The sequence below is a fragment of the Nonomuraea sp. NPDC050663 genome (assembly GCF_044456985.1).
In the GTDB taxonomy this organism is placed as follows: domain Bacteria; phylum Actinomycetota; class Actinomycetes; order Streptosporangiales; family Streptosporangiaceae; genus Nonomuraea.
In genome coordinates this window covers 501,854-525,043 of sequence record NZ_JBITGL010000006.1, presented here as the reverse complement: position 1 = coordinate 525,043, position 23,190 = coordinate 501,854, and the positions used below count along the sequence as shown (strand labels likewise).

Here is a 23,190-nt window from a genome sequence, read left to right as displayed (position 1 = left end):
GGCCCGGGGGGGGGGCGGGGGCGTGGGCGGGGGGGGGGGGGGGGCGCCCCCCCGGCCCGGGGGGGGCCCCCCCCCCCGACGCCCCCCCCCGCCCCCCCCCCCCCCCCGCGGGGGGGCGCCCCCCGTCCGTCTTGCCAGGGCTCGTTCAGGTCACACCGATAAGGTGGCGGCATGATCGATACGCTCCGTAGCCGCTGGTTGCGCTGGGAAGTCATCGTTCCTCCACTGGCTCTGCTGGTGCTGGCCCTGACATACGGCGCCGAGCAGAACGGAGTGCTGACGACGATCGACGCGGTGGCGCTCATCGCCGCCGTGGTGGTGGCCGTGCACCACGCCGAGGTGGTGGCGCACCGGGTGGGCGAGCCGTTCGGCACGCTGATCCTGGCCATCGCGGTGACGGTCATCGAGGTCGGGCTGATCCTGATGCTGATGACCAGCGGCGGCGGCGACACCAGCGCGCTGGCGCGCGACACGGTCTTCGCCGCCTTCATGATCGTCTGCAACGGCGTGGTCGGCCTGTGCCTGCTGGTCGGCGGATTGCGCCACCGGGTGGTCGAGTTCAAGGTCGAGGGCGTGACCGCGACGCTGGCCACCCTGTCGGCGGTGGCCACGCTGTCCCTGGTGCTGCCCGCCTTCACCACCAGCTCGCCCGGCCCCACCTTCTCCGGGCCGCAGCTCGCCTTCGCCGGCGTCGCCTCGCTGGTGTTGTACGGCGTGTTCGTGGTCATGCAGACCGTACGGCACCGCGACTACTTCTTGCCGCCCGGCCACGGGGAGGCGGAGGAGGACCACGCCGAGCCCCCGTCGGCGCGGCGCGCCTGGGGCAGCCTGGCGCTGCTGCTGGTCAGCCTCGTCTGCGTGGTCGGCCTGGCCAAGACCGTCTCCCCGGCGATCGAGGGCGCGGTGGCCGCCATCGGCGCGCCCGCCTCGGTGGTCGGCGTGGTGATCGCCCTCCTGGTGTTGTCGCCCGAGACCGTGGCGGCCGTGCGCGCCGCCAAGCGCAACCGCGTGCAGACCAGCTTCAACCTGGCGCTCGGCTCGGCGCTGGCCAGCATCGGGCTGACCATCCCGGCGATCGCGGTGGCCTCGATCTGGCTGGACGGGCCGCTCACCCTGGGCCTGGGCGGCAAGGAGATGGTGATGCTCGCGCTGACGGTCGTGGTGACCACGCTGACCGTGGCTCCCGGCCGGGCCACGCTCATGCAGGGAACGGTCCATCTGACCATTTTCGGAGCGTTCCTGTTCCTCGCCCTCACACCGTGAGGTCGGTCACACAGGTCACGATTAACACCGCGTTCACATTCGGGCAAAACCCGGGAAACGGCACGCTGGTTGTCTTCGGCGTGGCACGTAACACGCTGAAGGAGAGCTCCGTGAGCTACAAGGCTGAATACATCTGGATTGACGGCACCGAGCCCACGGCGCTGCTCCGGTCGAAGACGAAGATCGTGGCCGACGGCGAGCAGCCGCCGGTGTGGGGCTTCGACGGTTCCAGCACCAACCAGGCCGAGGGCCACGCCTCCGACCGCGTGCTCCGCCCCGCCTTCGTCTGCCCCGACCCGATCCGCGGCGGCGACAACGTGCTGGTGCTGTGCGAGGTCGAGGAGATCGACGGCAACCCGCACCCCAGCAACACCCGCGCCCTGGCCCGCGAGGTCGCCGAGCGCTACGCCGAGCAGGAGTCCTGGTTCGGCATCGAGCAGGAGTACACCTTCTTCAAGGGCTCGCGCCCGCTGGGCTTCCCCGAGGGCGGCTTCCCCGCCCCGCAGGGCCCGTACTACTGCGGCGTCGGCGCCGACGTCATCTTCGGCCGTGAGATCGTCGAGCTGCACATGGACCGCTGCCTGGCCGCCGGCCTGAAGCTGTCCGGCATCAACGCCGAGGTCATGCCCGGCCAGTGGGAGTTCCAGATCGGCCCGGCCACCACCCTCGAGGTCGCCGACCACCTGTGGGTGGCCCGCTGGCTCCTCTACCGCACCGCCGAGGAGTTCGGCGTGGAGGCCACCCTCGACGCCAAGCCCGCCCGTGGCGACTGGAACGGCGCCGGCGCGCACACCAACTTCTCCACCAAGGCGATGCGCGAGAACTACGACGCCATCATCGTGGCCTGCGAGTCGCTGGGCGAGAACGACAAGCCGATCGAGCACGTCACGCAGTACGGCGCCGGCATCGAGTCCCGCCTCACCGGCCACCACGAGACCGCCCCGTGGAACAAGTACTCCTACGGCGTCTCCAACCGCGGCGCCTCGGTCCGCATCCCGTGGCAGGTCGAGGTCGACCGCAAGGGCTACATCGAGGACCGTCGCCCGAACGCCAACGTCGACCCGTACGTGGTGACCCGCCTCCTGGTCGACACCTGCTGCGCGGCCCTGGAGAAGGCCGGCCTGGTCTAGAACCGTTCTCGGTCTGAAACGCCCTCACCTTCCGGTGGGGGCGTTTTCTGCGTTAGCGTGCCTCATGGCGAACCCTCTGTTCCGTGACTTACAGGGGCAGGACGCCTATGCGGTCCTCGACGTCGCGACCGACAGCGACGTCGCCGCCATCAAGCAGGCGCACCGCCGCCTCATCCTGGCCTGGCATCCCGACAAGCACCGCGACAGCGAGCGGCTGGAGCAGGCCGAGCAGATCACCCGGCTGGCCAATCTGGCCCTGCGGATCCTGCTGAACTTCCGCGACGACTACAACCGCCACCTCGGCCTCGAACGCCGCCCTCACATCCCGCCCGAGTGGCGCTCGCCCTGGGACAACCCGCCCCCTCCCCGCTCCGGGCCCTCCAAGCCGCCGCCTCCCGCCGACCCGCCGCAACCTCCGCCGCAGCCCCGGCAAGAACCCCGGCCGGAGCCGGAGACGTGGTGGCAGCAGCCCCCGCCGGCCCGGCGGCGTTACAGCGACCTGGTGCGCGGCCTGCGCGTGCTGGCCGCCTTCGGCTTCGTGGCCGCCCTGATCTTCCTGGCCCCGCATGCCGGCCGGCTGATCCTGCGCATCACCACCCAGGTCGGCGCGCCCATCCCCGAGTCCATGGGCGGCCAGTGGATCGGCGCCGGCGTGACCTCCTCGGGCGAGCAGTACGTGGTGCGCCTGTCGCTGACCCCGGGCTACTCCAGCGGGAGCGCCACCTACCCGCTGCGGTCGTGCACCGCCGTCCTGACCCCGGTCTCGGCCGAGGGGCAGACCGTGACCGTCGAACAGCAGGCGCCCAGCGGATGCACCACCGCGACCGCCCTGCTGCGCCCCGGCGCCGGCGGTCTCGACCTCGTCACCGGCGACCAGGTCACCGCGTTGCGCCCCGACCGGCCCGTCACCGCGCGCGGCTGGTGGGTCGGTCACACGCTCGACATCCACGTCGACAACCGCGTCGTACGGCGGGGCGGAACGGTCTGCCCGATGACGCCCATCGGGCCCGACACCTTCGCCGTGGGCGGCACCACCTGCCCCGACAACGGCGTCTGGCAGGTCGGCTCCGACCGCGCCACCTTCCGCGACACCCGCGGCCAGACCCTCAGCGAACCGTTGTGGCCCGCCTAGACCAGCCGTGACTCGTACACCCGCCTGGCCTCCGACAACGTCGCCAGCCTGCCAGGGGCGACGCGGTCCCTGATCAGCTCCTCCAGCAGGTCCAGCCACTGCAGGCAGAAGGTGACGTCCTCCTCGCGCGCCACCCGGCGGTGCTCCACGTCGAGGTAGACCGGGCTGGTGTGGGCGCGCACGAGGCCCTCGCCCTCCGCCACCGCCACCACGTAGGTGGGCCAGACGACCGGCATGTCGGCGCTCACCTCGTGGCCGGAGCCCGAGACCAGCTCGCCGTCGGCCGTCAGGACGCGGATGCGCTCGGCCTGCGGGCCGATCAGGCGGGCGGTCACCCGCACGGGTTCGCCGGGTGTCAGGTCGAGCGTGGAGCCCGGTCCGCGGCCGTTGACCTCCAGCTCCAGGAAGGGGCCGGTGGTGGCGAACGTGCGGCCGCGCCGTACCGCCTCCGCGTACGACTCGGCGGTCAGCGGCCCGTCGACGTGCGCGTAGGTGCGCTCGCGGCCGATCGGACCCAGCCGGTGGGCGGTGCCCGCGACCGCGGCGATGCGGTTGCCCGCGCCCACCAGCCGCCGGTAGGCCCGCGCCGAGGCGATCACCGAGGAGAAGCTGTCGACCAGGCCGAGCGCGGCGTCGACGACAGCCATGCGCGAATCGTGGCCGGGATCGCCCGACCTGAGCAGCTGCTGCGGCGTCTCGACCGGACCGCCGAAGGCGTTGGCGTAGCCGATCAGGGCGCCGCGCTCGCGCAGCCGCCGCAGGGCGTCGGTCGTCGGCGGCCAGTCGTCGAACTCCTGCGTGCTGGTCGCCAGGCCCACCCGCGCCACATGCGTCTCGTCGGACCAGGGCAGGTTGCGTCCCGCCCAGTCGCCGCTCTCGGCGTCCTGCGGGAGCAGGTTGACGACGTGCAGGTCCTCGCCGTGCTGTGAGGCGGCCACCCACTGGGTGGGCCGGTTGAAGCAGACGTTCAGGTCACCGCCGTACCAGCCCATGGCCGCGGCGTCGTAGAGCCTCGCGGGGGAGAGCTCCACCAGCGTCTCCCCGTCGCCGGGGACGAGCGTGGTCTGCGCGAAGCCGTACTCCATGCCCCGCGCCGCCCGCACGGTCAGCCGCCGCGCCGGGACCCGCAGGACGACGTCGTCGCCGTGGAAGTACGGCAGGCCGTCGAGATCGCGCGCCGGTGACGCGCCCGATGGATACCAGCCCTTGCCGTCGTCGGTCCACACACTCCAGCGGCAGGGGAAGCCGGCCCTGAGACGGATGGTCGCTAACGAGACATCAGTGCGCATCGGTATCTCCCCGTAGTCGACGGTGCGCACATAGTGACACGCGCGTCACCCGCCGGGAAGCCCCGTGCTTCCCGGCGGGGTGGAGATTCTTACCATCCGGGTGTCGTTTTGTTAGATCCGGAACTCCAGATCGGGCGTGATGTCGGCGACGTCCATCTGCGCCTTCTGCAGGCGGCCCGAATGATCCCAGTTCATCGCCTGCCAGCGGGTGAACTGGTCGAGCACCCAGATGCCCGACTGGCGGCTGCCGTTGCCCGACTTGCCGTTGCCGCCGAACGGCAGGTGCGCCTCGGCGCCGCTGGTGGAGTTGTTGACGCTGACCATGCCCGCCGAGACACCCTCGCGGAAGCGGAAGGCGGCCTGCGGGTCGGTGGTGTAGATGGAGCTGGACAGGCCGTAACCGGGCCGGTTGGCCAGCTCGATCGCCTCGTCGAGCGTGGTGAACGTCGTCACACCGACGATCGGGCCGAACGTCTCCTCCAGGAAGATGCGGTCGTCGGGCCTGACGTTGTCGACCACGACCGGGTGGTAGTACAGGCCGTGCGCGCCGTCGAACTCGTGGCGCGGGTTGTCGGCCGTGATCCGCCCCGTCGGCCCCGAGACCTCGTGGTGGGGCTGGATCCAGGTGAGGAACTCCTCGTAGCGGTCGGCGAACTTCTGGTCGAGCAGCGGGCCCGCCAGCACGTCCTTGGCCGGGTCGCCGATCTTGGCGTTCTGCACGGCACGCGAGAACCGCTCGGCGAACTCCTCGTGCACGTCCTTGTGCACGATCAGCGTGCCCAGGCTCGTGCAGCGCTGCCCGGCCGTACCGAAGCCGGAGAACAGCGCGCCCTCCACCGCCAGGTCCAGATCGGCGTCCGGCATGATCACCATCGGGTTCTTGCCGCCGAGCTCCAGGCACGGCGACTGCAGGTGACGCCCGCACAGCTCGCCGATCTTGCGCCCCACCTCGGAGGAACCCGTGAACCCGACCTTCTGCACGGTGCCCTCGGTCAGGGCCCTCTCGAGCCCCTCGAAGGTCTCCTTGCCGTCGGCAAAGACGATGTTGAGCACGCCCTCGGGCAGCCCCGCCTTCACGAACAGCTGGTACATCGCGAACGCGCTGGCCGCGGAGTACTCGGCGGGCTTCCACACGATCGCGTTGCCGGTGACCAGCGCCGGGACCAGGTACCAGCTCGGCACCGCCACGGGGAAGTTGCCCGCCGTGATGACCGCCGCCACGCCGACCGGGTTGCGGAAGGTGAACAGGTTCTTGTCGGGCATCTCGCTCGGCACCGTCTGGCCGTAGAGCCTGCGGCCCTCGCCCAGGAAGAAGTCGCAGGTGTCGACGATCTCGCGCACCTCGCCCAGCGCCTCGGCGTACGGCTTGCCGATCTCCTTGGTGACGAGCCTGGCCAGGGCCTCGGCGTTCGCCTCGACCAGCCGGCCGATGCTCGCGATCACCCGGCCCCTGACCGGTGCGGGAACCCTGGCCCACTCCCGCTGGGCCTCCTTCGCCGTACGGCAGGCGGCGGCGAAGGTGTCGGCGTCGGCCAGGCCCACCTGGGCGACGGTCTCGCTGAGCTGGGCCGGATTGGTCGAGGCGTAGGTGCCTGTGCTGGGGGCGTCCTTGCCCCCGACGACGGAGACGATGTGCCGAGTCATGGACCTATGACATCACTCCAACGAAAAGTCTGCGAAGTCGAATCCCGGTGAGACGACACAACTCGCGAGAACCTCCTGGTTCGCCGCAGGTTTTGCGGATTGGGTGACTCCGGCGGGGACGAGCGCCTGGGGGCTGTTCCCGTCCAGGGTGACGGTCCGGTCGCCGATGGTCAGGTGCAGGGGGCCGCCCCTGTGCCAGAGCCAGAGCTCGTCGGAGCGCACGGTGTGGGGGGCCGACCGTTCGCCGGGCATGAGGAGGAAGTAGATGGCGGTGGCGCTCGACCGCTTGCCGCCGTGGGCCTCGACGGTGTGGCTGGAGCGGTAGGTCTCGCGGTACCAGCCGCCTTCGGGATGGGGGAGCAGGTCGAGGGCTTCGGCGAGGGGTGGACGAGTCGTCCCGATATCCGACATATCAGGAATGATCCCATTCGGATTCGCCGATCTGGGCGGCGTTCGCGGGGGTCAGGTTGTCGGTCGGCGTGGATAGTGTTTCCCAGTGATCCAACGGTGGAGCCGTGATCAGGTCCTCGCTCTCGCCCCCGACGCCTCGTCCCGCACGGCCGCCCAGGGGGTGGCCTCGCCTGCCAAGTGGATGTTGCGTGGCGTCAGCGACGACATCGTCTTCGGCACCTGCCGGGGGAGCGGCGCGCGGCCTTACCACACGTGCGTCGATCTCGACGAGCCCGCCTACCTGTGCAGCTGCCCCAGCAGGAAGGTGCCGTGCAAGCACGTGCTCGGGCTGTTGCTGCTGTGGTCGGGCGAGGGGCTGCCCGAGGTGCCGTTACCCGCGTGGGCGGCCGAGTGGGTGGGGCAGCGCTTCGCGCGTGCCGAGGCCCGTGCGGCGCGCCTCGACTTCGGATCCGGCGTGGAGGTCTCCGGCTCCGGGGGCGCCGACGTCGTGGCGCCCGTCGCTTCCGGGGGCCGGGGTCCCGGCCCGGCGGGCGTCGTCGAGAGCGCGCGGCAGGCGCGGGTGGCCATCGGGCTCACCGACCTGGAGCGGTGGCTGGCCGACCAGGTGCGCCAGGGGCTGGCGGCCGCCGATCCCGACGACTGGCACGGGCTGTCCAAGCGCCTCGTCGACGCCCAGGCGCCCGGAGCGGCCGGCATCGCGGGGCGGCTCGCCCACGTGCTCGGCCGCGACGGCTGGCCCTCGCGGCTGCTGGCCGAATACGCCCTGCTCCACCTGCTCGTCGTGGCCTACCGGCGCCGCGACGAGCTGCCCGCCGACCTGGCCAGGACCGTCATGCAGCGAGTGGGCTTCACCGTCAACCGCGACGTGGTGCTGGCAGGTCCGAGGGTGCGCGACGTGTGGGACGTGCTCGGGCGGCGCGACGAGGAGCTCGACCGGGTGTCGGCGCGCCGGGTGTGGCTGCGCGGGCGCGACACCGGGCGTGCGGCGATGGTCCTGACCTTCGCGCCGCCCGGGCAGGCGCCCGACGCGTCGTTCGTGCCGGGCACGGCCATCGACGCCGAGCTGGCCTTCTACCCCGGCGCCTCCCCGGTGCGCGCCATCCTCGCCCACCGGCACAGCCCGCTGGGAGGCCTGCCCGTGGAGGTGGGCCAGGCGCTGTCAGCCGTGCCTCCCGCCCTCACCGCTGACGAGGCGCTGGCCGAGGTGGCAGGGGCGCTGGCGGGCGATCCGTGGATCGACTCCTGGCCGCTGGTGCTCGCCGGCGTCGTCCCGGAGGCCGGCCACGTCTCCGGGCTGCCGTGGCATCCGGCCGAGCCGGTCCCCTGGCGGCTGATCGCCGTCTCGGGCGGCCATCCGGTGACCGTGGCCGTGGAATGGACTCCCGACGGGCTGCGGCCCCTGTCGGCCTGGGACGACGACGGGCGGGTGGTGTTGCTGTGACCCCATGGGAGGAGCTCGTGTCGGCCGCGCTCGTCGGCACCGACCGCCGGCCGTACTCCGGAGACCTGCTGGCCGACGCGGCCGTCGAGGTCGTACGGCAACGCGCGGGCCGCAGACCCGGCCCACGTCCGGAAGGCCGGGCGGCGCCGCAGGAGAGCCAGGAGAAGGTCGGCCGGGCGGCGGCCGACCGGCTGGCGGCGATCCTGGCGGGCGAGCACCCCAGGCTGCTGCCCGAGTGGCTGGAGCTGGCCGCGGCCGGCGGCCGGCGGGTCCCGCCGCACCAGCTGCCCGAGCTGCTCGACAAGGGCCAGCGCGACCGCTCGATCCGCGAGCACCTCGGCGTCCTGGCCGGACAGCGCGGCCGGTGGCTGGCCGGGCGCAACCCCGCCTGGGCCTACCTGCTCGAAGAGCCCACCGGGGAGGCCTGGGAGCTGGGCGGCAGCGCCGACCGCCGGGCCCATCTGAAGGCGCTGCGCGCGGCCGACCCCGGCGAGGCCAGGCGACTCCTGGAGAGCACCTGGGAGCAGGAGACGCCCGACGACAGGGCGGCCTTCCTTGAGCTGTTCGACACCGGGCTGTCGCTCGCCGACGAGCCGTTCCTGGAGGCGGCGCTCGACGACCGCAGGCGCGAGGTGCGCCAGCAGGCCGCCAACCTCCTGGCGAAGCTGCCCGGCTCGGCGCTGGCCGCCCGCATGGCCGAGCGGGTGCGGCAGTGCGTGACCGTGGGCCGCAGCGAGATCGTCGTGATCCCGCCGCTGGAGTGCGACCGGGTGATGGAGCGCGACGGCGTGCGCGCCAAGCCGCCCGCGGGCACCGGCGAGCGGGCGTGGTGGATGCAGCAGCTCATCGCCAGGGCGCCGCTGTCGATCTGGACCCACCCGCCCGAGGAGATCGTCGCCAAGAGGATCTCCGACTGGGAGACGGAGGTGCGGCTCGGCTGGGTGCGCGCGGCGATCCTGCAGCGCGACCCGGCCTGGGCGCGGGCGATGTTCGCGTGGGACCCGATCGCCGACCTGCTCGTCGCGCTGCCGCCGCTGGAGCAGCAGGCCCTGGCGGCCGCCTTCGCCGAGCGCCACGATCTCGACAACCAGCTGATCATGGTTCTGGGCGGGGTCGCGCCGCCCTGGCAGGCCGGGCTGGCGGTAGCCGTACTGAACAAGATCGTCAAAACCGCGACGCTGCAACCGTGGAACCTGGGCGAGCTGTCCAGGATCGCCGCCGAGCGCATCGACCCCGCCCTGCACGAGGTGGCGGCGGGAGTCCCCGAGGTCGCGGGCGTGCTGCGCTTCCGCGCGAAGATGAGGGAGGAGCTGTCATGAGCACCGTGTTGCGTCCGCACGCGGAGGATCTGTACTCCGAGGAGCTGGCGCTGCTGGCCAAGGACGACGACCGGGTGCGGCCTCCCGGATGGCGCCTGTCGCCGTGGGCCGTCACGACCTACCTCCTGGGCGACGGTGAGCGCATCACGCCGAAGTACGTGGGCGCGCGCCGCATCGTGGAGGTGGCCGTCGCCACGCTGGCCACCGACCGGGCGCTGCTGCTGCTCGGCGTGCCCGGCACGGCCAAGACGTGGTTGTCGGAGCACCTGGCCGCCGCGATCAGCGGCGACTCGACGCTGCTGGTGCAGGGCACGGCGGGCACCCCTGAGGAGGCGATCCGCTACGGCTGGAACTACGCCCGCCTGCTGGCCGAGGGGCCCTCGCGCGAGGCGATGACGCCGAGTCCGGTCATGCGCGCCATGGCCGAGGGGCGCATCGCGCGCGTGGAGGAGCTGACGCGCATGCCCTCCGACGTGCAGGACGCGCTCATCACCGTGCTGTCGGAGAAGACGCTGCCCGTGCCCGAGCTCGGGCTGGAGGTGCAGGCGCAGCGCGGCTTCAACCTCATCGCCACGGCCAACGACCGCGACCGCGGCGTCAACGAGCTGTCGTCCGCGCTGCGGCGGCGGTTCAACACCGTCGTGCTGCCCGTGCCCGCGAGCGCCGAGGAGGAGGTCGCCATCGTCGCGCGGCGCGTGGGCGAGCTCGGCGCCGCCCTGCAGCTGCCCGAGACCTCCACCGGGCTGGCCGAGATCCGGCGCGTGGTGACGGTCTTCCGCGAGCTGCGCAACGGGCTGACCGAAGACGGGCGCACCAAGCTCAAGTCGCCCAGCGCCACCCTGTCGACGGCCGAGGCGATCTCCGTGGTGACCAGCGGCATCGCGCTCGCCGCGCACTTCGGCGACGGCGTGCTGCGGGCCTCCGACGTGGCCGCCGGGATCGTGGGCGCGGTCGTGCAGGAGCCGGTCTCCGACCGGGTGGCGTGGAGGGAGTACGTGGAGACGGTCGTGCGCGAGCGGGCCGAATGGCGCGACTTCTACCGGGCGTGCCGGGAGATCTCGTGAACCACCGGGCGCCGGGGGAGGCGCCATGAGCGTGCACGTGCTCGGGGTGCGCCACCACGGGCCCGGCTCGGCGCGTGCCGTACGAACCGAGCTGGAGCGGCTGCGGCCCGACGTGATCCTCATCGAGGGCCCGCCGGAGGCCGACCCGCTCGTCCCCCTGCTGCCCGCGCTGGAACCGCCCGTGGCCCTGCTGGCGCACGTGCCGGGCGACGCGGCCCGCGCCGCCTTCTGGCCGTTCGCGGCGTTCTCGCCGGAGTGGCAGGCCATGGCGTACGGCACGGCGAACGGCGTCCCCGTGCGCTTCTGCGACCTGCCCGCCGCCCACACGCTGGCGGCCCCCGCCGAACGCGCCGACGAGCTCAGCGTCGACCCGATCGGCACCCTGGCGGCCGCGGCGGGCTACGACGACCCGGAACGATGGTGGGAGGACGTCGTCGAGCACCGGGGCGACACCCCCTTCGCCGTGGTCGCCGAGGCGATGGCCGCCGTGCGCGAAGGCCACGAACCCGGCGAGCGGGAAGCGCGGCGCGAGGCGTACATGCGGCGTACCCTGCGCGCCGCCACGAAGGAGGGCCACGAGCGGATCGCCGTCGTGTGCGGCGCCTGGCACGTGCCCGCGCTGACCGGGCCGCTGCCCTCCGCCCAGTCCGACAACGCCCTCCTGCGCGGCATGGCCAAGGTCAAGGTCGAGCTGACCTGGGTGCCGTGGACCTACGGGCGCCTGGCGTCGTGGAGCGGCTACGGGGCCGGGATCACCTCGCCCGGCTGGTACCACCACCTGTTCACCGTCCCCGACCGGCCCGTCGAACGCTGGCTCGCCGGGGTCGCCGAGCTCCTGCGCGCCGAAGGGCTGGGAGTCTCCTCCGCCCACGTCATCGAGGGCGTACGGCTCGCCCACGGCCTCGCCGCCCTGCGCGGACGGCCGCTGGCGGGGCTCGGAGAGGTGACCGAGGCGGCGCGCGCCGTGTTGTGCGAGGGCGACGAGCTGCCGCTGGAACTCGTCCGCGAACGGCTCGTGGTGGGCGACAGGATCGGGGTCGTGGGCGACGGGGTGCCCATGGTTCCGCTCCAGCGCGACCTGCGCGAGCAGCAGCGGCGGCTGCGGTTGCGGGCCGAGGCCGGCGAACGCGAGATCGACCTGGATCTGCGGAAGGCGCTCGATCTGGGACGCAGCCGGTTGCTGCACCGGCTGGGGCTGCTCGAGGTGGAGTGGGGGGTGCAGCGGGAGGCCCGGGGGAGGGGGACCTTCCGCGAGACGTGGGCGCTGGCGTGGCGGCCGGAGTTCGACCTGCGGCTGATCGAGGCGGCGGCGCTCGGGGTGACCGTGGAGGCGGCGGCCACCCAGCGCGTGCGCGACCTCGCCTCGGGCGCGCGGGGGCTCGACGGACGGCCAGGCGGGTCTCCAGCGGGGCCTGCCGTGGGGTCTCCAGGGGGGTCTCCAACAGGGCCGGGTGCGGGGCCGGGTGCGGGGCCGGGTGCGGGGCCGGGTGTGGGGCCGGGTGCGGGGCCGGGTGCGGGGCCGGGTGTGGGGCCGGGTGTGGGGCCGGGTGTGGGGCCGGGTGTGGGGCCGGGAGTCGGGCCGGGAGTCGGGCCGGTCGCCGGGGTCGTCCCGGCCGGTGGGCCGTCGCTGGCCGAGCTCGCCGGGCTGGTCGAGGCGTGCCTGGTGGCCGAGCTGCCGGGCGCGCTGCCCGAGGTGCTCGCGGCGCTGTCGGCCAGATCGGCGCTCGACACCGACGTCACGCACCTGATGGCGGCACTGCCGGCCATGGTCAGGGCCCAGCGCTACGGCGACGTGCGCGGCACCTCGGCCGAAGGGCTCGCGGGCATCGTGCGGTCGATGCTGGAGCGGATCTGCGTGGGGCTGCCGGTGGCGGCGGGCGGGCTCGACGACGACGCGGCGACGGCGTTGCTGCGGCACGTCGACCGCGTCCACGCCGCCGTCGCCCTCCTCACCGACACCACCCGCCCCCCGACGCCCTCCCCAGCCGCGACACCGGACGGCGCGCCGGACGCTGCTTCCGACGCTGCTCCGTGCCCCGCTCCGGACGTGATGCCGGAATTGGTGCCGGACGCCGCTCCCGACGCCGCTCCCGACGCCGCTCCCGACGCCGCGCCCGACGTGCCGCTCGACGCCGCGCTCGACGTGCCGCCCGACGTGCCGCTCGACGTGCCGCCCGACGTGCCGTCTGAGGGGGCGTCCGAGGGGGCGCCAGCCGAGGCCCTGGACGCTGGGCCCAGCCCCGTGCATGGCGACCCGTCCGACCGCGGGCGCGTGGTGACGCCCGGGAGCCGGTGGCTGGTGACGTTGCGCGGCATGTGCGACCGTCGCGACCTCCACGGCCTGATCGAAGGCCGCCTCACCCGCATCCTCCTCGACGCCGGCGAGCTCGACGACGTCGAGGCCCGGATGGCGCGGGCGACCTCCCAGGGCCACGCCCCCGCCAGGGTGGCGGCCTGGGTGGAGGGCTTCCTCGCCGGCGGCGGCCTGCTGCTGGTGCACGACCCCAAGCTCCTGGCCCTGCTCGACGCCTGGCTGGCCGCCCTCGGCGCCGACCAGTTCGTCGAGGTCCTGCCGCTGCTGCGCCGTACCTTCGGCACGTTCGCCGCCCCCGAGCGCCGGGCGATCGGCGAGCGGGTCAAGGGCGAGCGCCACCAGGGCGCCGACGCCGAGGAGCTCGACGACGACCGGGCCGCGCCGGCCGTACGGACGGTCCGGATGATCCTGGGAAGGGGCGAGGCCTGATGGACGAGCGTGTACGGCGATGGCGGCTGGTCCTGGGCGGCGGCGAGGCCGACGGCACCGGGATGTCGCTGCGCGGCGACGACGCCCAGATGGACGGCGCCCTGAGCGCGGTCTACGAGGGCAGGGGAGGCCTGGGGTCGTCGGCGCCGAAGGTGGCGCGGTGGCTGGGCGACATCAGGGGCTATTTCCCGGCGAGCGTCGTCCAGGTGATGCAGAAGGACGCGATCGAGCGGCTCGAGCTGACCCGCCTGCTGCTGGAGCCGGAGATGCTCGACGCGGTGGAGCCCGACGTGCACCTGGTCGGCACCCTCCTGGCGCTCAACGCCGTCATGCCCGACGAGGCCCGCGAGTCGGCCAGGCGGGTGGTGCGCCAGGTGGTGGGCGAGCTGGAGCGCCGCCTGGAGCAGCGCACCAGGGCGGCGGTCGGAGGCGCGCTCGATCGCGCGGCCAGGACGCACCGGCCCAGGCGCCACGCCGACATCGACTGGGACCGCACGATCCGCGCCAACCTGCGCAACTACCTGCCCGAGCACCGGACCGTCGTCCCGGCGAGGCTGACCGGGTACGCCAGGCGGCAGCGCGGGGTGCAGCGCGAGGTGGTGCTCTGCCTCGACCAGAGCGGTTCGATGGCCGCCTCGGTGGTCTACTCCGGGGTGTTCGGTGCGGTGCTGGCGTCGATGCGGTCGCTGAAGACGTCGCTCGTGGTGTTCGACACGGCGGTCGTCGACCTCACCGATCAGCTGCACGACCCGGTCGAGCTGCTGTTCGGCACGCAGCTGGGCGGCGGCACCGACATCAACCGGGCGATCGCGTACGGCCAGGGGCTGATCACCAGGCCGGCGGATTCGATCTTCATCCTGGTGAGCGACCTGTTCGAGGGCGGGATCCGGGAGGAGATGCTGCGCAGGGTGGCGGCGATGACGCAGGCGGGGGTGCAGGTCGTCGTGCTGCTGGCGCTGTCCGACGAGGGTGCGCCCGCCTACGACCACGAGAACGCCGCGGCCCTGGCGGCCTTGGGGGTGCCGGCCTTCGCCTGCACCCCTGACGCGTTCCCCGACCTGATGGCGGCGGCCATCGAGCGGCGTGACCTGAACCGGTGGGCCGAGCTTCAGGCGAGCAGGCGGTAGAAGCGCCAGAAGCCGAAATTCTCGATCGGGAGGACCTCGATGTCGCCGAAGCCCGCCTCCTGGGCGTACTCCCGCAGCCGGGAGGGGCGCATGACGGTGCCGGTGCCCGCTGACGGCTGGTGGGCCAGGCCGTCGGGCAGGCAGATGAGGAGGCTGAAGCCGTACATCAGCCTGTCGACCTCGTCGGCGGGGCCGGTGAAGGCGTCGGCGACGGCCTCGTCCATGATGATGAGCTGCCCGCCGGGCGCGAGCGCGCGCCGCGCGGCGGCCAGGGTCTCGACGGGGCGTGACAGGTCGTGCAGGCACTCGAAGGCGAAGACCGCGTCGTAGCGGCCGGATTCGAGGGTGGTGGCGTCGGCCAGGCGGAAGGAGAGCCCGCCGGTGGGGGAGGAAACGGCTCGCGCGGCCGGGCGGCGCGGTTCGACGGTCGCGGCCTCGTCGCGGCGGGCGGTGTTGCTAAGGGCGGCGTTGCTCCGGGCGGCGTTGCTCCGGGCCAGGTCGATCGAGGGCGCGTCCACGTCGAACCCGGTCACCTGCGCCTCCGGGTAGGCCCCGGACAGCGCGATGGTCGACCATCCGGCCCCGCATCCCACGTCGGCGATCCGCGCCCCCGGCCGGCTGAGCAGAGCGTGCAGGTCGGCGACGCCCGCCAGCGCCGCGGGCAGCGCGTGCTCGAACCACGGCCGGTTCATGTCGGCCTGCGACTCCCGCATGTCGGTCCCGTAGGCCGACCACGGCACCCCGCCACCCGTGCGATAGGCCTCCAGCAGGGCGGGCATCTGGACGGCGGCGGCAGCGATCATGCGTGCCAGCGGGGCGAGATAGGCGAGGCTCGAAGGATCCGTGAGCACCTCGGCCGCCCCCTCGGGCAGCACGAACCTGCCGTCGGGCCGCACGACCAGGATTCCGGTGGCGGCCTGCTGCTCCAGCCACTCCGTGGCGTACCTCCCGGCCCCGCCCGCCCTGGCCACGAGCTCGGCCGGGGTCGCGGGCCCGTCCTCGGCGAGGGCGCGGTACCAGCCCATGCGGTCGCCCAGGTGGACGGAGAGCACGTCGATGGCGCCGAGCGCGGCCGTGAACAGCCGGTCGGCGAATGCCTGTGAGTTCGTCATCCGGCTCACAGTAAGACGCTCCGGAGACGGTGACTGTGCAGAAACACTCGCCTTGCATTAATGCACACAAACCCCGGCCCGCGAGGGGACCGGGGCCGTGCGCGCGGGGCTCAGCGCGGGGCTCAGTGGCCGATCTCGGCGCGGGCCTTGCGCGGGAGCAGGAAGGAGACCAGGCCGGTCAGCACGAGCAGCCCGATCTCGACGCCGATGACCACCTGGAGGGCGTCGGTGAAGTTCCAGGAGTCCTTCAGCAGGTTGAACAGGATCGTCAGCAGCACCGCGGCGCCCAGGGCGCTGCCGAGCTGCTGGACCGCGGTGAGTGTGCCCGAGGCGGAACCCGACTCGTGCTCGTCGACCCCGGCCAGGATGATGTCGAAGAAGGGCGCCATGGTGATGCCCATGCCGATGCCGACGAGGGCCAGGGCGGGGGCCAGCTGCCAGGGGCTGACGTCGAGGCCGGCCAGGTGCACGGTGAGGCCGAGGGTGACGGCGCCGAGGGCGGAGACGACGGTGCCGATCTGCAGGAGCGTACGGCCAAGCCGGGCCTGCAGCGACATGGCGATGCCGAAGCCGGCCAGCGAGCCGATGGCCTGCGGCAGTCCGGTGAGGCCGGCCTTGAAGGCGCTGTAGCCGAGGCCTTCCTGCATGTAGAGCATGAAGACGAGGCTGAGGCCGATCATGCCGGTGAAGAAGGCCAGCCCGGCGATCAGGCCGCCGGTGAAGGCACGCTTGCGGAACAGGCTGGGGGTGATGAGCGGGTCGCTCTTCTTGCGGGAGACGTAGCGGCCGAAGATCCAGAAGACGAGCGCGGAGGCGGCCAGCGAGACCCAGGTCCAGGCGGGCCAGCCATGCTCGCGGCCCTGGATGAGCGGGAAGATCAGCAGGAAGGCGGCGGCGGAGACCAGGAGCATGCCGAGGACGTCCAGCTTGGAGGCGTCGTCGGCGCGGTGCTCGGGCAGGTACTTGATCGCGGCGACGACGGCGGCGAGGCCTAGCGGCAGGTTGATCAGGAAGATCATGCGCCAGCCGAGGCCGAACACGTCGGCGGTGACGAGCCAGCCGGCCAGGATGGGGCCGCCGACGCTGGAGATCATCATGACCGGGCCGAAGGCGCCGAAGGCCTTGCCGACCTCGTCAGGCGGGAACATGGCCTTGATCATGCCCAGGCCCTGCGGCAACATCGCGGCGCCGAACAGGCCCTGCATGACGCGGGCGGCGACGAGCATCTCGGGGCCGACGGCGATGCCGCACAGCAGCGAGCCGATCGTGAAGCCGGCGGCGCCGATGACGAACATGCGCTTGCGGCCGTACAGGTCGCCGAGGCGGCCACCGGTGATCAGGCCGACGGCCATGGCCAGCGTGTATCCGGCGACCAGCCACTGCAGCATGCCCGCGTCGCCGCCGAGGTCCTTCTGGATGGCGGGGCCGGCGATCTGGGTGATCAGCGCGTCGAGCAGGTCCATGACCTCGCCGGCGAGGATCACGAAGAGGGCGACCCAGCGCCAGCGGTAGGCCGGTGGTGAGGAGGTGTCGAGAAGAGTCACGGGGGGCTCCTTGTGGAACGATGTTCTTTAGGCGAACGGTGTTCGTTACGAACACTGTTTTATTAGCGAACAGTGTTCGTGTCAAGTACAGTGTTCGCCATGGAGACGCCCACCCCGCCCTGGCGCACCACCCGCAAGCCCAGGCGCCGTCAGCTCACCCAGGACGCGATCGTGGGCGCCGGCCTGCGCATCGTCGTCGAGGAAGGCCTCGACCAGGTGAGCATGCGAGCCGTCGCCCAGGCGCTCGACACCGGGCCCGCCTCGCTCTACGCCCACGTGGCCAACAAGGACGAGCTGCTGGAGCTGATGCTGGAGCGGGTCCTGGGGGAGCTGGAGCTGCCCGAGCTCGACGCCTCACGCTGGCAGGAGCAGATCAGGCAGGTGATGCGGGAGTCGCGGCGCGTGATGACGAAGTACTCCGACATCGCCAAGGTGGCGCTCATCAACATCCCGACCGGGCCCAACGGGCTGCGCATCGCCGAGTTCATGTTCCGGTTGCTGCTCGAGGCGGGGTTCTCGCCGCAGGAGGCCTCGCTCGGGCTGGACAGGTTCTCCCTCTACGTGGCCGGAGACGCCTACGAGGGCTCGCTCCACCACGGGCGGCAGCGGGCCGGCGGGCTGAGTCAGGAGGAGTACTTCCAGCAGTTCTTCGGCATGATCCAGGCCTACTACCGCCAGCTGTCGCCCGAGCAGTACCCCGCCATGACGGCGCACATCGACACCCTCATGTCCGACGGCGACGAGGAACGCTTCGAGTTCGGCCTGGATCTGCTCATCGCCGGGATGGAGGCCCGCCTGAGGTCCTAGGACCACGGCCCGATGTGCCGGCCGGTGCCCGTGCGTAGGTTCTTGCGCATGACAGCAGTGATGGAAACGCCGGTTGAAGCCCAGGACAGCGTGATAGGCCGGAAATACCGGGCGGTGAGCGTCGCGCTCGTCGCCCTCGTGACCCTCGTCGCCTTCGAGGCCATGGCGGTCGCCGCCGCCATGCCGAAGATCGGCGAGGACCTGGGCGGCATGCACCTGTACAACCTCGCCTTCAGCGGCGCCCTGGCCGCCGGAGTGATCGCCACCGTGCTCGGCGGACGATGGAGCGACACACGCGGCCCGCTCGCCCCCATGTGGACCGGACTGGCCGCCTTCGTCGCCGGATTGCTGATCGCGGGCTTCGCGCCCACGATGGAGTTGTTCGTCGCGGGCCGTTTCGTGCAGGGCTTCGGCGGAGGCCTGTTCAACGTCGCCATCTACGTTCTTGTCGCCAGGGTCTACCCGGGCGCGCTGCATCCCAAGGTGTTCTCCCTGTTCTCCACCGCCTGGGTGGTGCCCTCGCTGGTCGGCCCGGCCATCGCCGGAGTGGTCGCCGCCGAGCTCGACTGGCGCTACATCTTCCTCGGCGTCCCGGTGCTGGCCGCGCCCGCGGCGCTGGCCCTGTGGCGCGGCACCGCCGACCCCGCCCTGCGCGGCGGCATGGCCGAGCCCTCGCCCGGCCTCGGCCGCCAGCTCGTGTGGGCCGTCGTGGCCGCCGTCGCCGCCGCGGTCATCCAGTACGGCGCGGCGGCCAACCTGATCGTGCTGCTCGGCGGTCTGGTCCTGCTCGCCGTCGCGCTGCCCCGCCTGCTGCCGCCCGGCACCCTGCGCGCCGCGCGAGGCCTGCCCACCGCGGTCATCCTGCGCGGCCTGGCCGCCGGATCCATGTTCGCCGCCGAGGTCCTCGTCCCCCTGATGCTGCGCGACCAGCGCGGCATGAGCCTGGCGGGCGCCGGCGTCGTGCTCACCGTCGGCGCGCTCGGCTGGGCCGCCGGCTCCTGGATCAAGGGCAAGGGCTGGATCAGCCACGCCATGGCGCTGCGCGGCGGCATCGCGATGATCGGCGTCGGCATCGCCCTCATGTCGCTCGTCCTGATCTCCCAGATCCCGATCGCCGTGGCCTACCTCGCCTGGATCGTCACCGGCCTCGGCATCGGCGCCCTGTACCCGACCGTCTCCATCCTCGTCCTCGAACTGTCGAAGCCCGGCGAGGAAGGCAAGAACAGCGGCGCGCTCGGCGTCGGCGAATCGGTGTTCGTCGTGGTCGCCGTCGCCCTCACCGGAGCGCTGTTCACCGCCAGCGGCGGCCTCTACATCGTCGGCTACGCCCTCGCCTTCGCGATGACCGTCGTGGGCTTCCTCGTCGCGCCACGCTTTACCCTGGACAGGAGCCAGTGACCTAGGGGGATGCATGCCGCGAGTCCGGGAGCTTGAGCTGTTCCGTGTCGTCCTGCCGTACGGCAGGCGGGTGGAGAGCCTGCTCGTCAAGCTCACCGAGCACGGGGGGATGACCGGCTGGGGCGAGCTGGTCGACGCGCCCGACGAACCGATCGACGACGCCAAGGCCCTGCTCGACGTGGACTGGGAACACCCCGACTCCGCGCCGAGCGGGCACCCGGCGATCGACATGGCCTGCTGGGACCTGTGGACCCGCATGCGCGGCGTCCCCCTCGCCCACGCGCTGGGCGGCAGCCGCACCTCCCTCACCGCCACCGTCCGCCTCGGGCTCAACCCCACGCCCGAACACCTGGTCACCCAGGTCAACCAGCAGGTCTGCGGCGGCTACACGCACGTGACGCTCGACATCCGGCCCGGCTGGGACATCGAACCCGTCCGAGCCGTACGGCACGCCTTCCCCGCCCTCACCCTGGCCGTCGACTGCAACTCCAGCTACACCACCGACGAGCAGCTGGTCGCCCTCGACTCCTACGGCATCGAGGTCATCGAGCGGCCCTTCCCCCTGGAGGACGTCGGCTCCCACGCCGCCCTCCAGGACCAGGTGGCCGCCAAGGTCGCGGTCGAGGGGCCGCTCCTGGAGGACTACCTCACCCTGCGCGCCGCCCGAGCCCTCATCCTGCGCCCGGCCGCCTACCCCACCCTCAGCGACGCCCGCCGCGCCCACGACAGGGCGGCGGCCAACGGCTGGGACATCGTCTGCGCCGGCGGCCGCGGCACCGGCCTCGCCCGCGCCGCCGCCGTCGCCATCGGCAGCCTGCCGGGGTGCACCCTGCCGTGCGACGTGACACAACCGCCCAAGCAGGCGCAGATCGTGGACCCCGCGGTGGGCGCCGCGGGCGGCGTGGTCGCGGTGCCGTTCACGCAGCCGGGGCTGGGACATGACATCGACGAGGTGAAGGCCCGGAAACTGGCCCGGGAGGCTTTCCGGGTTTGATCTGTTTGTGCCATGGTGTGCCGCGTGTCGCGATGGCAGATATTGAAGATCATCCTGCGGGTCAAGCCCAGCGTGTTGTTGCCGGATTGGCTGCTCCGGTCGGCAGCGTTGCTGGTGATCGTCCCGGTCGGGGCCGCGGGTTTGCTGGTCGTGGAGCCGGTCGGCGGCGTTCTCATGGGGCTGATGGGCCTGGCCGCTCTCGGCCTGATCGCGAACGTGTGGCGAACCGGGTATCGGTGGCGCTACCCGGTCCTGATTCCCGCCGAGCACCCCGAACTGGCTGCCGTGGTCTCGGAGGCCGCAGCGCTGGCCGGAGTGAGCGCGGTGCGGGAGATGAGGTTGTCCGGCCTGTCGATGCTGAGCGCGTCGAGGGGGTGGGTCATCCTCGGGATGCCCCTCCTGGTGGGGCTGTCGCGCGACGATCTCCGCACGCTGCTCGTCATGGAGTTCTTGTGGGGGCGGCGTGGCTGGCTCGACATGTGCCTGACGCACGTATGGCTGGTCACACAGGACGAGCGGGCCGCTCACGCCGTCCAGCGCCTGCGGCGGCCGCACTGGCAGGCCGCGGCGGAGATCGTCGGCGGTGACAATCTCGGTGTGAGCCTGCGACGGCGCTGGCAGGTCGAGGCGGCGTTCGTATGGTGCCTGTCGCGATTCGGCGCCCATGATTCCTATCCGACGGATCTGTTCAGGCTCTTTCGCTGGAAGGTCGAGCATGACCGGTTGCTGGACCGGGTCGGGGAGCCGAGCCGCTCACCGGCCGCCTATGGCCTGATGCGCGAGCTGGGATGGCCGGAGGGTCCGATTGTGAGCACACCGGGTCCGACGGTGTTCTTCCGGCTCACTGAGAAGGTCGAGAACCGGGTGATCCGATCCGCCGTCCACTGGGCGCAAGATCCGGATCTGAAGGGCCGGCCGCCGTCGTATGCCTATCGCCTCGATGAGGAGGGGCAGCCCGACGCGAGTCATATGGCCGCCCAGGTGACCCAGGCCGCCACCGAATTGCTCGGTAGAGAGGCCACCCCCCAGGACGTGCTCGACCTCGTCGCCGCTGGGCGGGGCGGCGACCTGGCCTGGCCGTACCGCGATGTCGTCTGCCCTCATCCGACCCCCGGCGTCTGCGTCCTGGTCCCCCTCCTGGACCACTCCCTCCGTAAGCGCGGCTACACCTCACCCCACCCCTACAGGCTCCGCGAGCTCGTCGGCCCCGGCGGCGACACGATCGACCTCCACGAGCTGGCCGTCAAGATCGAGAACGGCCTGCCGTACGAGCTCTAGATCCCCCCGCACCCCTCGGTCAGGTCCGTGGCCGGGTTCGTCCGTGTGGGCGTGGCCGTCGGGCTCGGCTTGCCGGTGCTCTTCGACGGGGACGCGGAAGGGGTCGGCGACGGGCTGCCCATGGCGGCGACCGGGCGTGGCGTGGCGGACTCCTTGAGGGCCTTCGCCGCGATCGTCCGGATCTTCTCCCAGTCGGGCGAGTACGTCTTGATCAGCGGCGGCACGAACTGCACGCTGCGCACCTTCGCTCCCTTGACCTTCAATGCCAGCGGCACCAGGTGCTCCAGCCAGGCGCGCGGGATGTCGGTCCTGATGAGCTGCTTGGTGGCCTTGGCGACGGCGGTGAAGCGGGACAGGACGGTGGCGGGGTCGGCCTGGCCGAGGAGGGCGCCGATGACGCAGCGCTGGCGGCGCATGCGGGTGTAGTCGTCGCTGTTGGTGCGCGAGCGGGCGTACCACATGGCGTCGGCGCCCTTGAGCTTGCGCGTGCCGGCCTTGACCAGGCCCTCGTTGTAGCGGCCGAACACGACGTCGGTCTCGACGGTGAGGGTGACGCCGCCGATGGCGTCGATGAGGCGGGCGAAGCCCCACATGTTGGCCAGGACGTACCAGTCGATGTCGACGCCGAGGATGTGGCCGATGGTCTCCTTGAGGACCTGCGGGCCCATGTGCTTGCGCCCGCCGAAGATCTCGGGGTGGGCGTCGGAGTACTCCCACACGCTGTTGAGCAGGTCGTCGGTGGCGCGGCTGGCGCCGGGGAGCTGGAAGCCGTCGGGGAACTGCTCGGCCATGGGGGTGCCGGGCTTGAAGGGCACGAACTCGAGGTTGCGCGGCAGGCTGAACAGCACCGTGTTGCCGGTCTTCACGTCGATGCTGGCCAGGTGCATGCTGTCGGTGCGCACGCCGGAGCGGTGGTCGTCGGCGTCGCCGCCGAGGACGAGGATGTTGACGCGGGTGCGGCCCGCCCACGGGTCCTCGCGTCTGACAGGGGCGGCCTCCTGGCCGCTGGAGGAGCCGGGGCCGGTGAAGATGTCGTTCAGCGTGTCGTTGCCCACCCACAACGACTGGGCGGTCAGCCCGAAGGGGGCGATGACGAGGACGGCCATCAGCCCGGCGACGGTTCCGGCGAGGATCTGGCCGTTCTGGGGCAGCTTGCTGGGCTTCAGGACGATGAAGGAGTGCACGACGAGCGCGAACCAGGCCATGCCGAGGATGGCGGCGCCCACCGTGACGGCGATGAGCAGCGAGCTGCTGGCGGCGATGCTCCCGGCGAGGTCGACGCCCTGGAAGAGGGCGAGGGCCAGCAGGGCGAGGATTCCGGCGAAGTAGATGGAGAGCAGGGTGAGCCCGGTCTTGCGCCATCCCGCCCGCAGGTGCGCGGCTCCGGGCGCGACGATCGAGAGCAGTGTCCACCCCAGAACTGCCCCAGAGGTCATCATCACGCCTTCCCTGCTGCCCCGTACGTTTTACCGTAGGCCCGTTTTCCGTCCAGGA

The 23,190-nt window shown here is 72.3% G+C and carries 18 protein-coding genes; 12 read left to right on the top strand and 6 right to left on the bottom strand.

The annotated features are described in order from the left end of the window. Positions 1-171 precede the first annotated feature (171 nt). From ACIBH1_RS22635 to ACIBH1_RS22625, 3 genes are all read left to right on the top strand, one after another. Positions 172-1,263 (top strand): calcium:proton antiporter, encoded by a 1,092-nt coding sequence (locus ACIBH1_RS22635; RefSeq protein ID WP_397315822.1) that lies wholly within the window; start codon positions 172-174, stop codon positions 1,261-1,263. A 110-nt stretch (positions 1,264-1,373) separates the two neighbouring features. Beyond that, entirely contained in the window at positions 1,374-2,393 is a 1,020-nt protein-coding gene (glnII, locus tag ACIBH1_RS22630) for a glutamine synthetase (RefSeq protein ID WP_397315821.1), read from the top strand. Between the two features lie 64 nt (positions 2,394-2,457). Further along, complete coding sequence (locus ACIBH1_RS22625) at positions 2,458-3,525, top strand: J domain-containing protein (protein ID WP_397315820.1); 1,068 nt, start codon at positions 2,458-2,460, stop codon at positions 3,523-3,525. Here ACIBH1_RS22625 and ACIBH1_RS22620 read toward each other — a convergent pair. The 3 genes from ACIBH1_RS22620 to ACIBH1_RS22610 all read right to left on the bottom strand — a co-directional run bounded on the left by ACIBH1_RS22620 (position 3,522) and on the right by ACIBH1_RS22610 (position 6,869). After that, positions 3,522-4,814 (bottom strand): CehA/McbA family metallohydrolase, encoded by a 1,293-nt coding sequence (locus tag ACIBH1_RS22620; RefSeq protein ID WP_397315819.1) that lies wholly within the window; start codon positions 4,812-4,814, stop codon positions 3,522-3,524. The two genes, ACIBH1_RS22625 and ACIBH1_RS22620, sit on opposite strands and share 4 nt — an antisense overlap. A gap of 111 nt (positions 4,815-4,925) precedes the next feature. After that, positions 4,926-6,458: an aldehyde dehydrogenase family protein gene (locus ACIBH1_RS22615; RefSeq protein ID WP_397315818.1), complete on the bottom strand. Its 1,533-nt coding sequence runs from the start codon at positions 6,456-6,458 to the stop codon at positions 4,926-4,928. A gap of 12 nt (positions 6,459-6,470) precedes the next feature. Continuing rightward, on the bottom strand, positions 6,471-6,869 hold the full coding sequence (locus ACIBH1_RS22610; protein WP_397315817.1) for a cupin domain-containing protein: 399 nt from the start codon (positions 6,867-6,869) through the stop codon (positions 6,471-6,473). 85 nt (positions 6,870-6,954) lie between these two features. Between ACIBH1_RS22610 and ACIBH1_RS22605 the strand changes: the two genes are divergently transcribed. From ACIBH1_RS22605 to ACIBH1_RS22585, 5 genes are read left to right on the top strand one after another with little or no spacing between them, the layout of a single operon-like run. After that, positions 6,955-8,310, top strand: a complete 1,356-nt coding sequence (locus ACIBH1_RS22605; RefSeq protein ID WP_397315816.1) for an SWIM zinc finger family protein — start codon at positions 6,955-6,957, stop codon at positions 8,308-8,310. Next, on the top strand, positions 8,307-9,629 hold the full coding sequence (locus tag ACIBH1_RS22600) for a DUF5691 domain-containing protein (RefSeq protein WP_397315815.1): 1,323 nt from the start codon (positions 8,307-8,309) through the stop codon (positions 9,627-9,629). The genes ACIBH1_RS22605 and ACIBH1_RS22600 overlap by 4 nt, the downstream gene beginning before the upstream one ends. After that, positions 9,626-10,693: an AAA family ATPase gene (locus tag ACIBH1_RS22595; protein ID WP_397315814.1), complete on the top strand. Its 1,068-nt coding sequence runs from the start codon at positions 9,626-9,628 to the stop codon at positions 10,691-10,693. Before ACIBH1_RS22600 ends, ACIBH1_RS22595 begins: the two co-directional genes overlap by 4 nt. A gap of 25 nt (positions 10,694-10,718) precedes the next feature. Continuing rightward, positions 10,719-13,436, top strand: coding sequence for a DUF5682 family protein (locus tag ACIBH1_RS22590; protein ID WP_397315813.1), 2,718 nt, complete (start codon positions 10,719-10,721; stop codon positions 13,434-13,436). Then, positions 13,436-14,563, top strand: a complete 1,128-nt coding sequence (locus tag ACIBH1_RS22585; protein ID WP_397315812.1) for a VWA domain-containing protein — start codon at positions 13,436-13,438, stop codon at positions 14,561-14,563. The genes ACIBH1_RS22590 and ACIBH1_RS22585 overlap by 1 nt, the downstream gene beginning before the upstream one ends. On the opposite strand, the gene ACIBH1_RS22580 is transcribed toward ACIBH1_RS22585, so the two are convergent. Next, complete coding sequence (locus ACIBH1_RS22580) at positions 14,545-15,675, bottom strand: class I SAM-dependent methyltransferase (RefSeq protein WP_397315811.1); 1,131 nt, start codon at positions 15,673-15,675, stop codon at positions 14,545-14,547. The genes ACIBH1_RS22585 and ACIBH1_RS22580 overlap by 19 nt on opposite strands. A gap of 122 nt (positions 15,676-15,797) precedes the next feature. Continuing rightward, positions 15,798-17,219: an MFS transporter gene (locus tag ACIBH1_RS22575; protein ID WP_397315809.1), complete on the bottom strand. Its 1,422-nt coding sequence runs from the start codon at positions 17,217-17,219 to the stop codon at positions 15,798-15,800. A 99-nt stretch (positions 17,220-17,318) separates the two neighbouring features. Between ACIBH1_RS22575 and ACIBH1_RS22570 the strand changes: the two genes are divergently transcribed. From ACIBH1_RS22570 to ACIBH1_RS22555, 4 genes are read left to right on the top strand one after another with little or no spacing between them, the layout of a single operon-like run. Continuing rightward, positions 17,319-18,026 carry a TetR/AcrR family transcriptional regulator gene (locus ACIBH1_RS22570; RefSeq protein ID WP_397315808.1) on the top strand — a complete coding sequence of 236 codons (708 nt, stop codon included), beginning with the start codon at positions 17,319-17,321 and terminating at the stop codon, positions 18,024-18,026. 48 nt (positions 18,027-18,074) lie between these two features. After that, the gene (locus ACIBH1_RS22565; RefSeq protein WP_397315807.1) at positions 18,075-19,424 is read left to right on the top strand and encodes an MFS transporter; all 1,350 of its coding nucleotides are present in this window, start codon (positions 18,075-18,077) and stop codon (positions 19,422-19,424) included. Positions 19,425-19,437: 13 nt separating this feature from the next. Next, on the top strand, positions 19,438-20,418 hold the full coding sequence (locus ACIBH1_RS22560; protein ID WP_397315806.1) for an enolase C-terminal domain-like protein: 981 nt from the start codon (positions 19,438-19,440) through the stop codon (positions 20,416-20,418). A gap of 24 nt (positions 20,419-20,442) precedes the next feature. After that, on the top strand, positions 20,443-21,696 hold the full coding sequence (locus ACIBH1_RS22555) for a hypothetical protein (RefSeq protein ID WP_397315805.1): 1,254 nt from the start codon (positions 20,443-20,445) through the stop codon (positions 21,694-21,696). On the opposite strand, the gene ACIBH1_RS22550 is transcribed toward ACIBH1_RS22555, so the two are convergent. Further along, complete coding sequence (locus tag ACIBH1_RS22550; RefSeq protein WP_397315804.1) at positions 21,693-23,132, bottom strand: LCP family protein; 1,440 nt, start codon at positions 23,130-23,132, stop codon at positions 21,693-21,695. The two genes, ACIBH1_RS22555 and ACIBH1_RS22550, sit on opposite strands and share 4 nt — an antisense overlap. Positions 23,133-23,190: the final 58 nt, after the last annotated feature.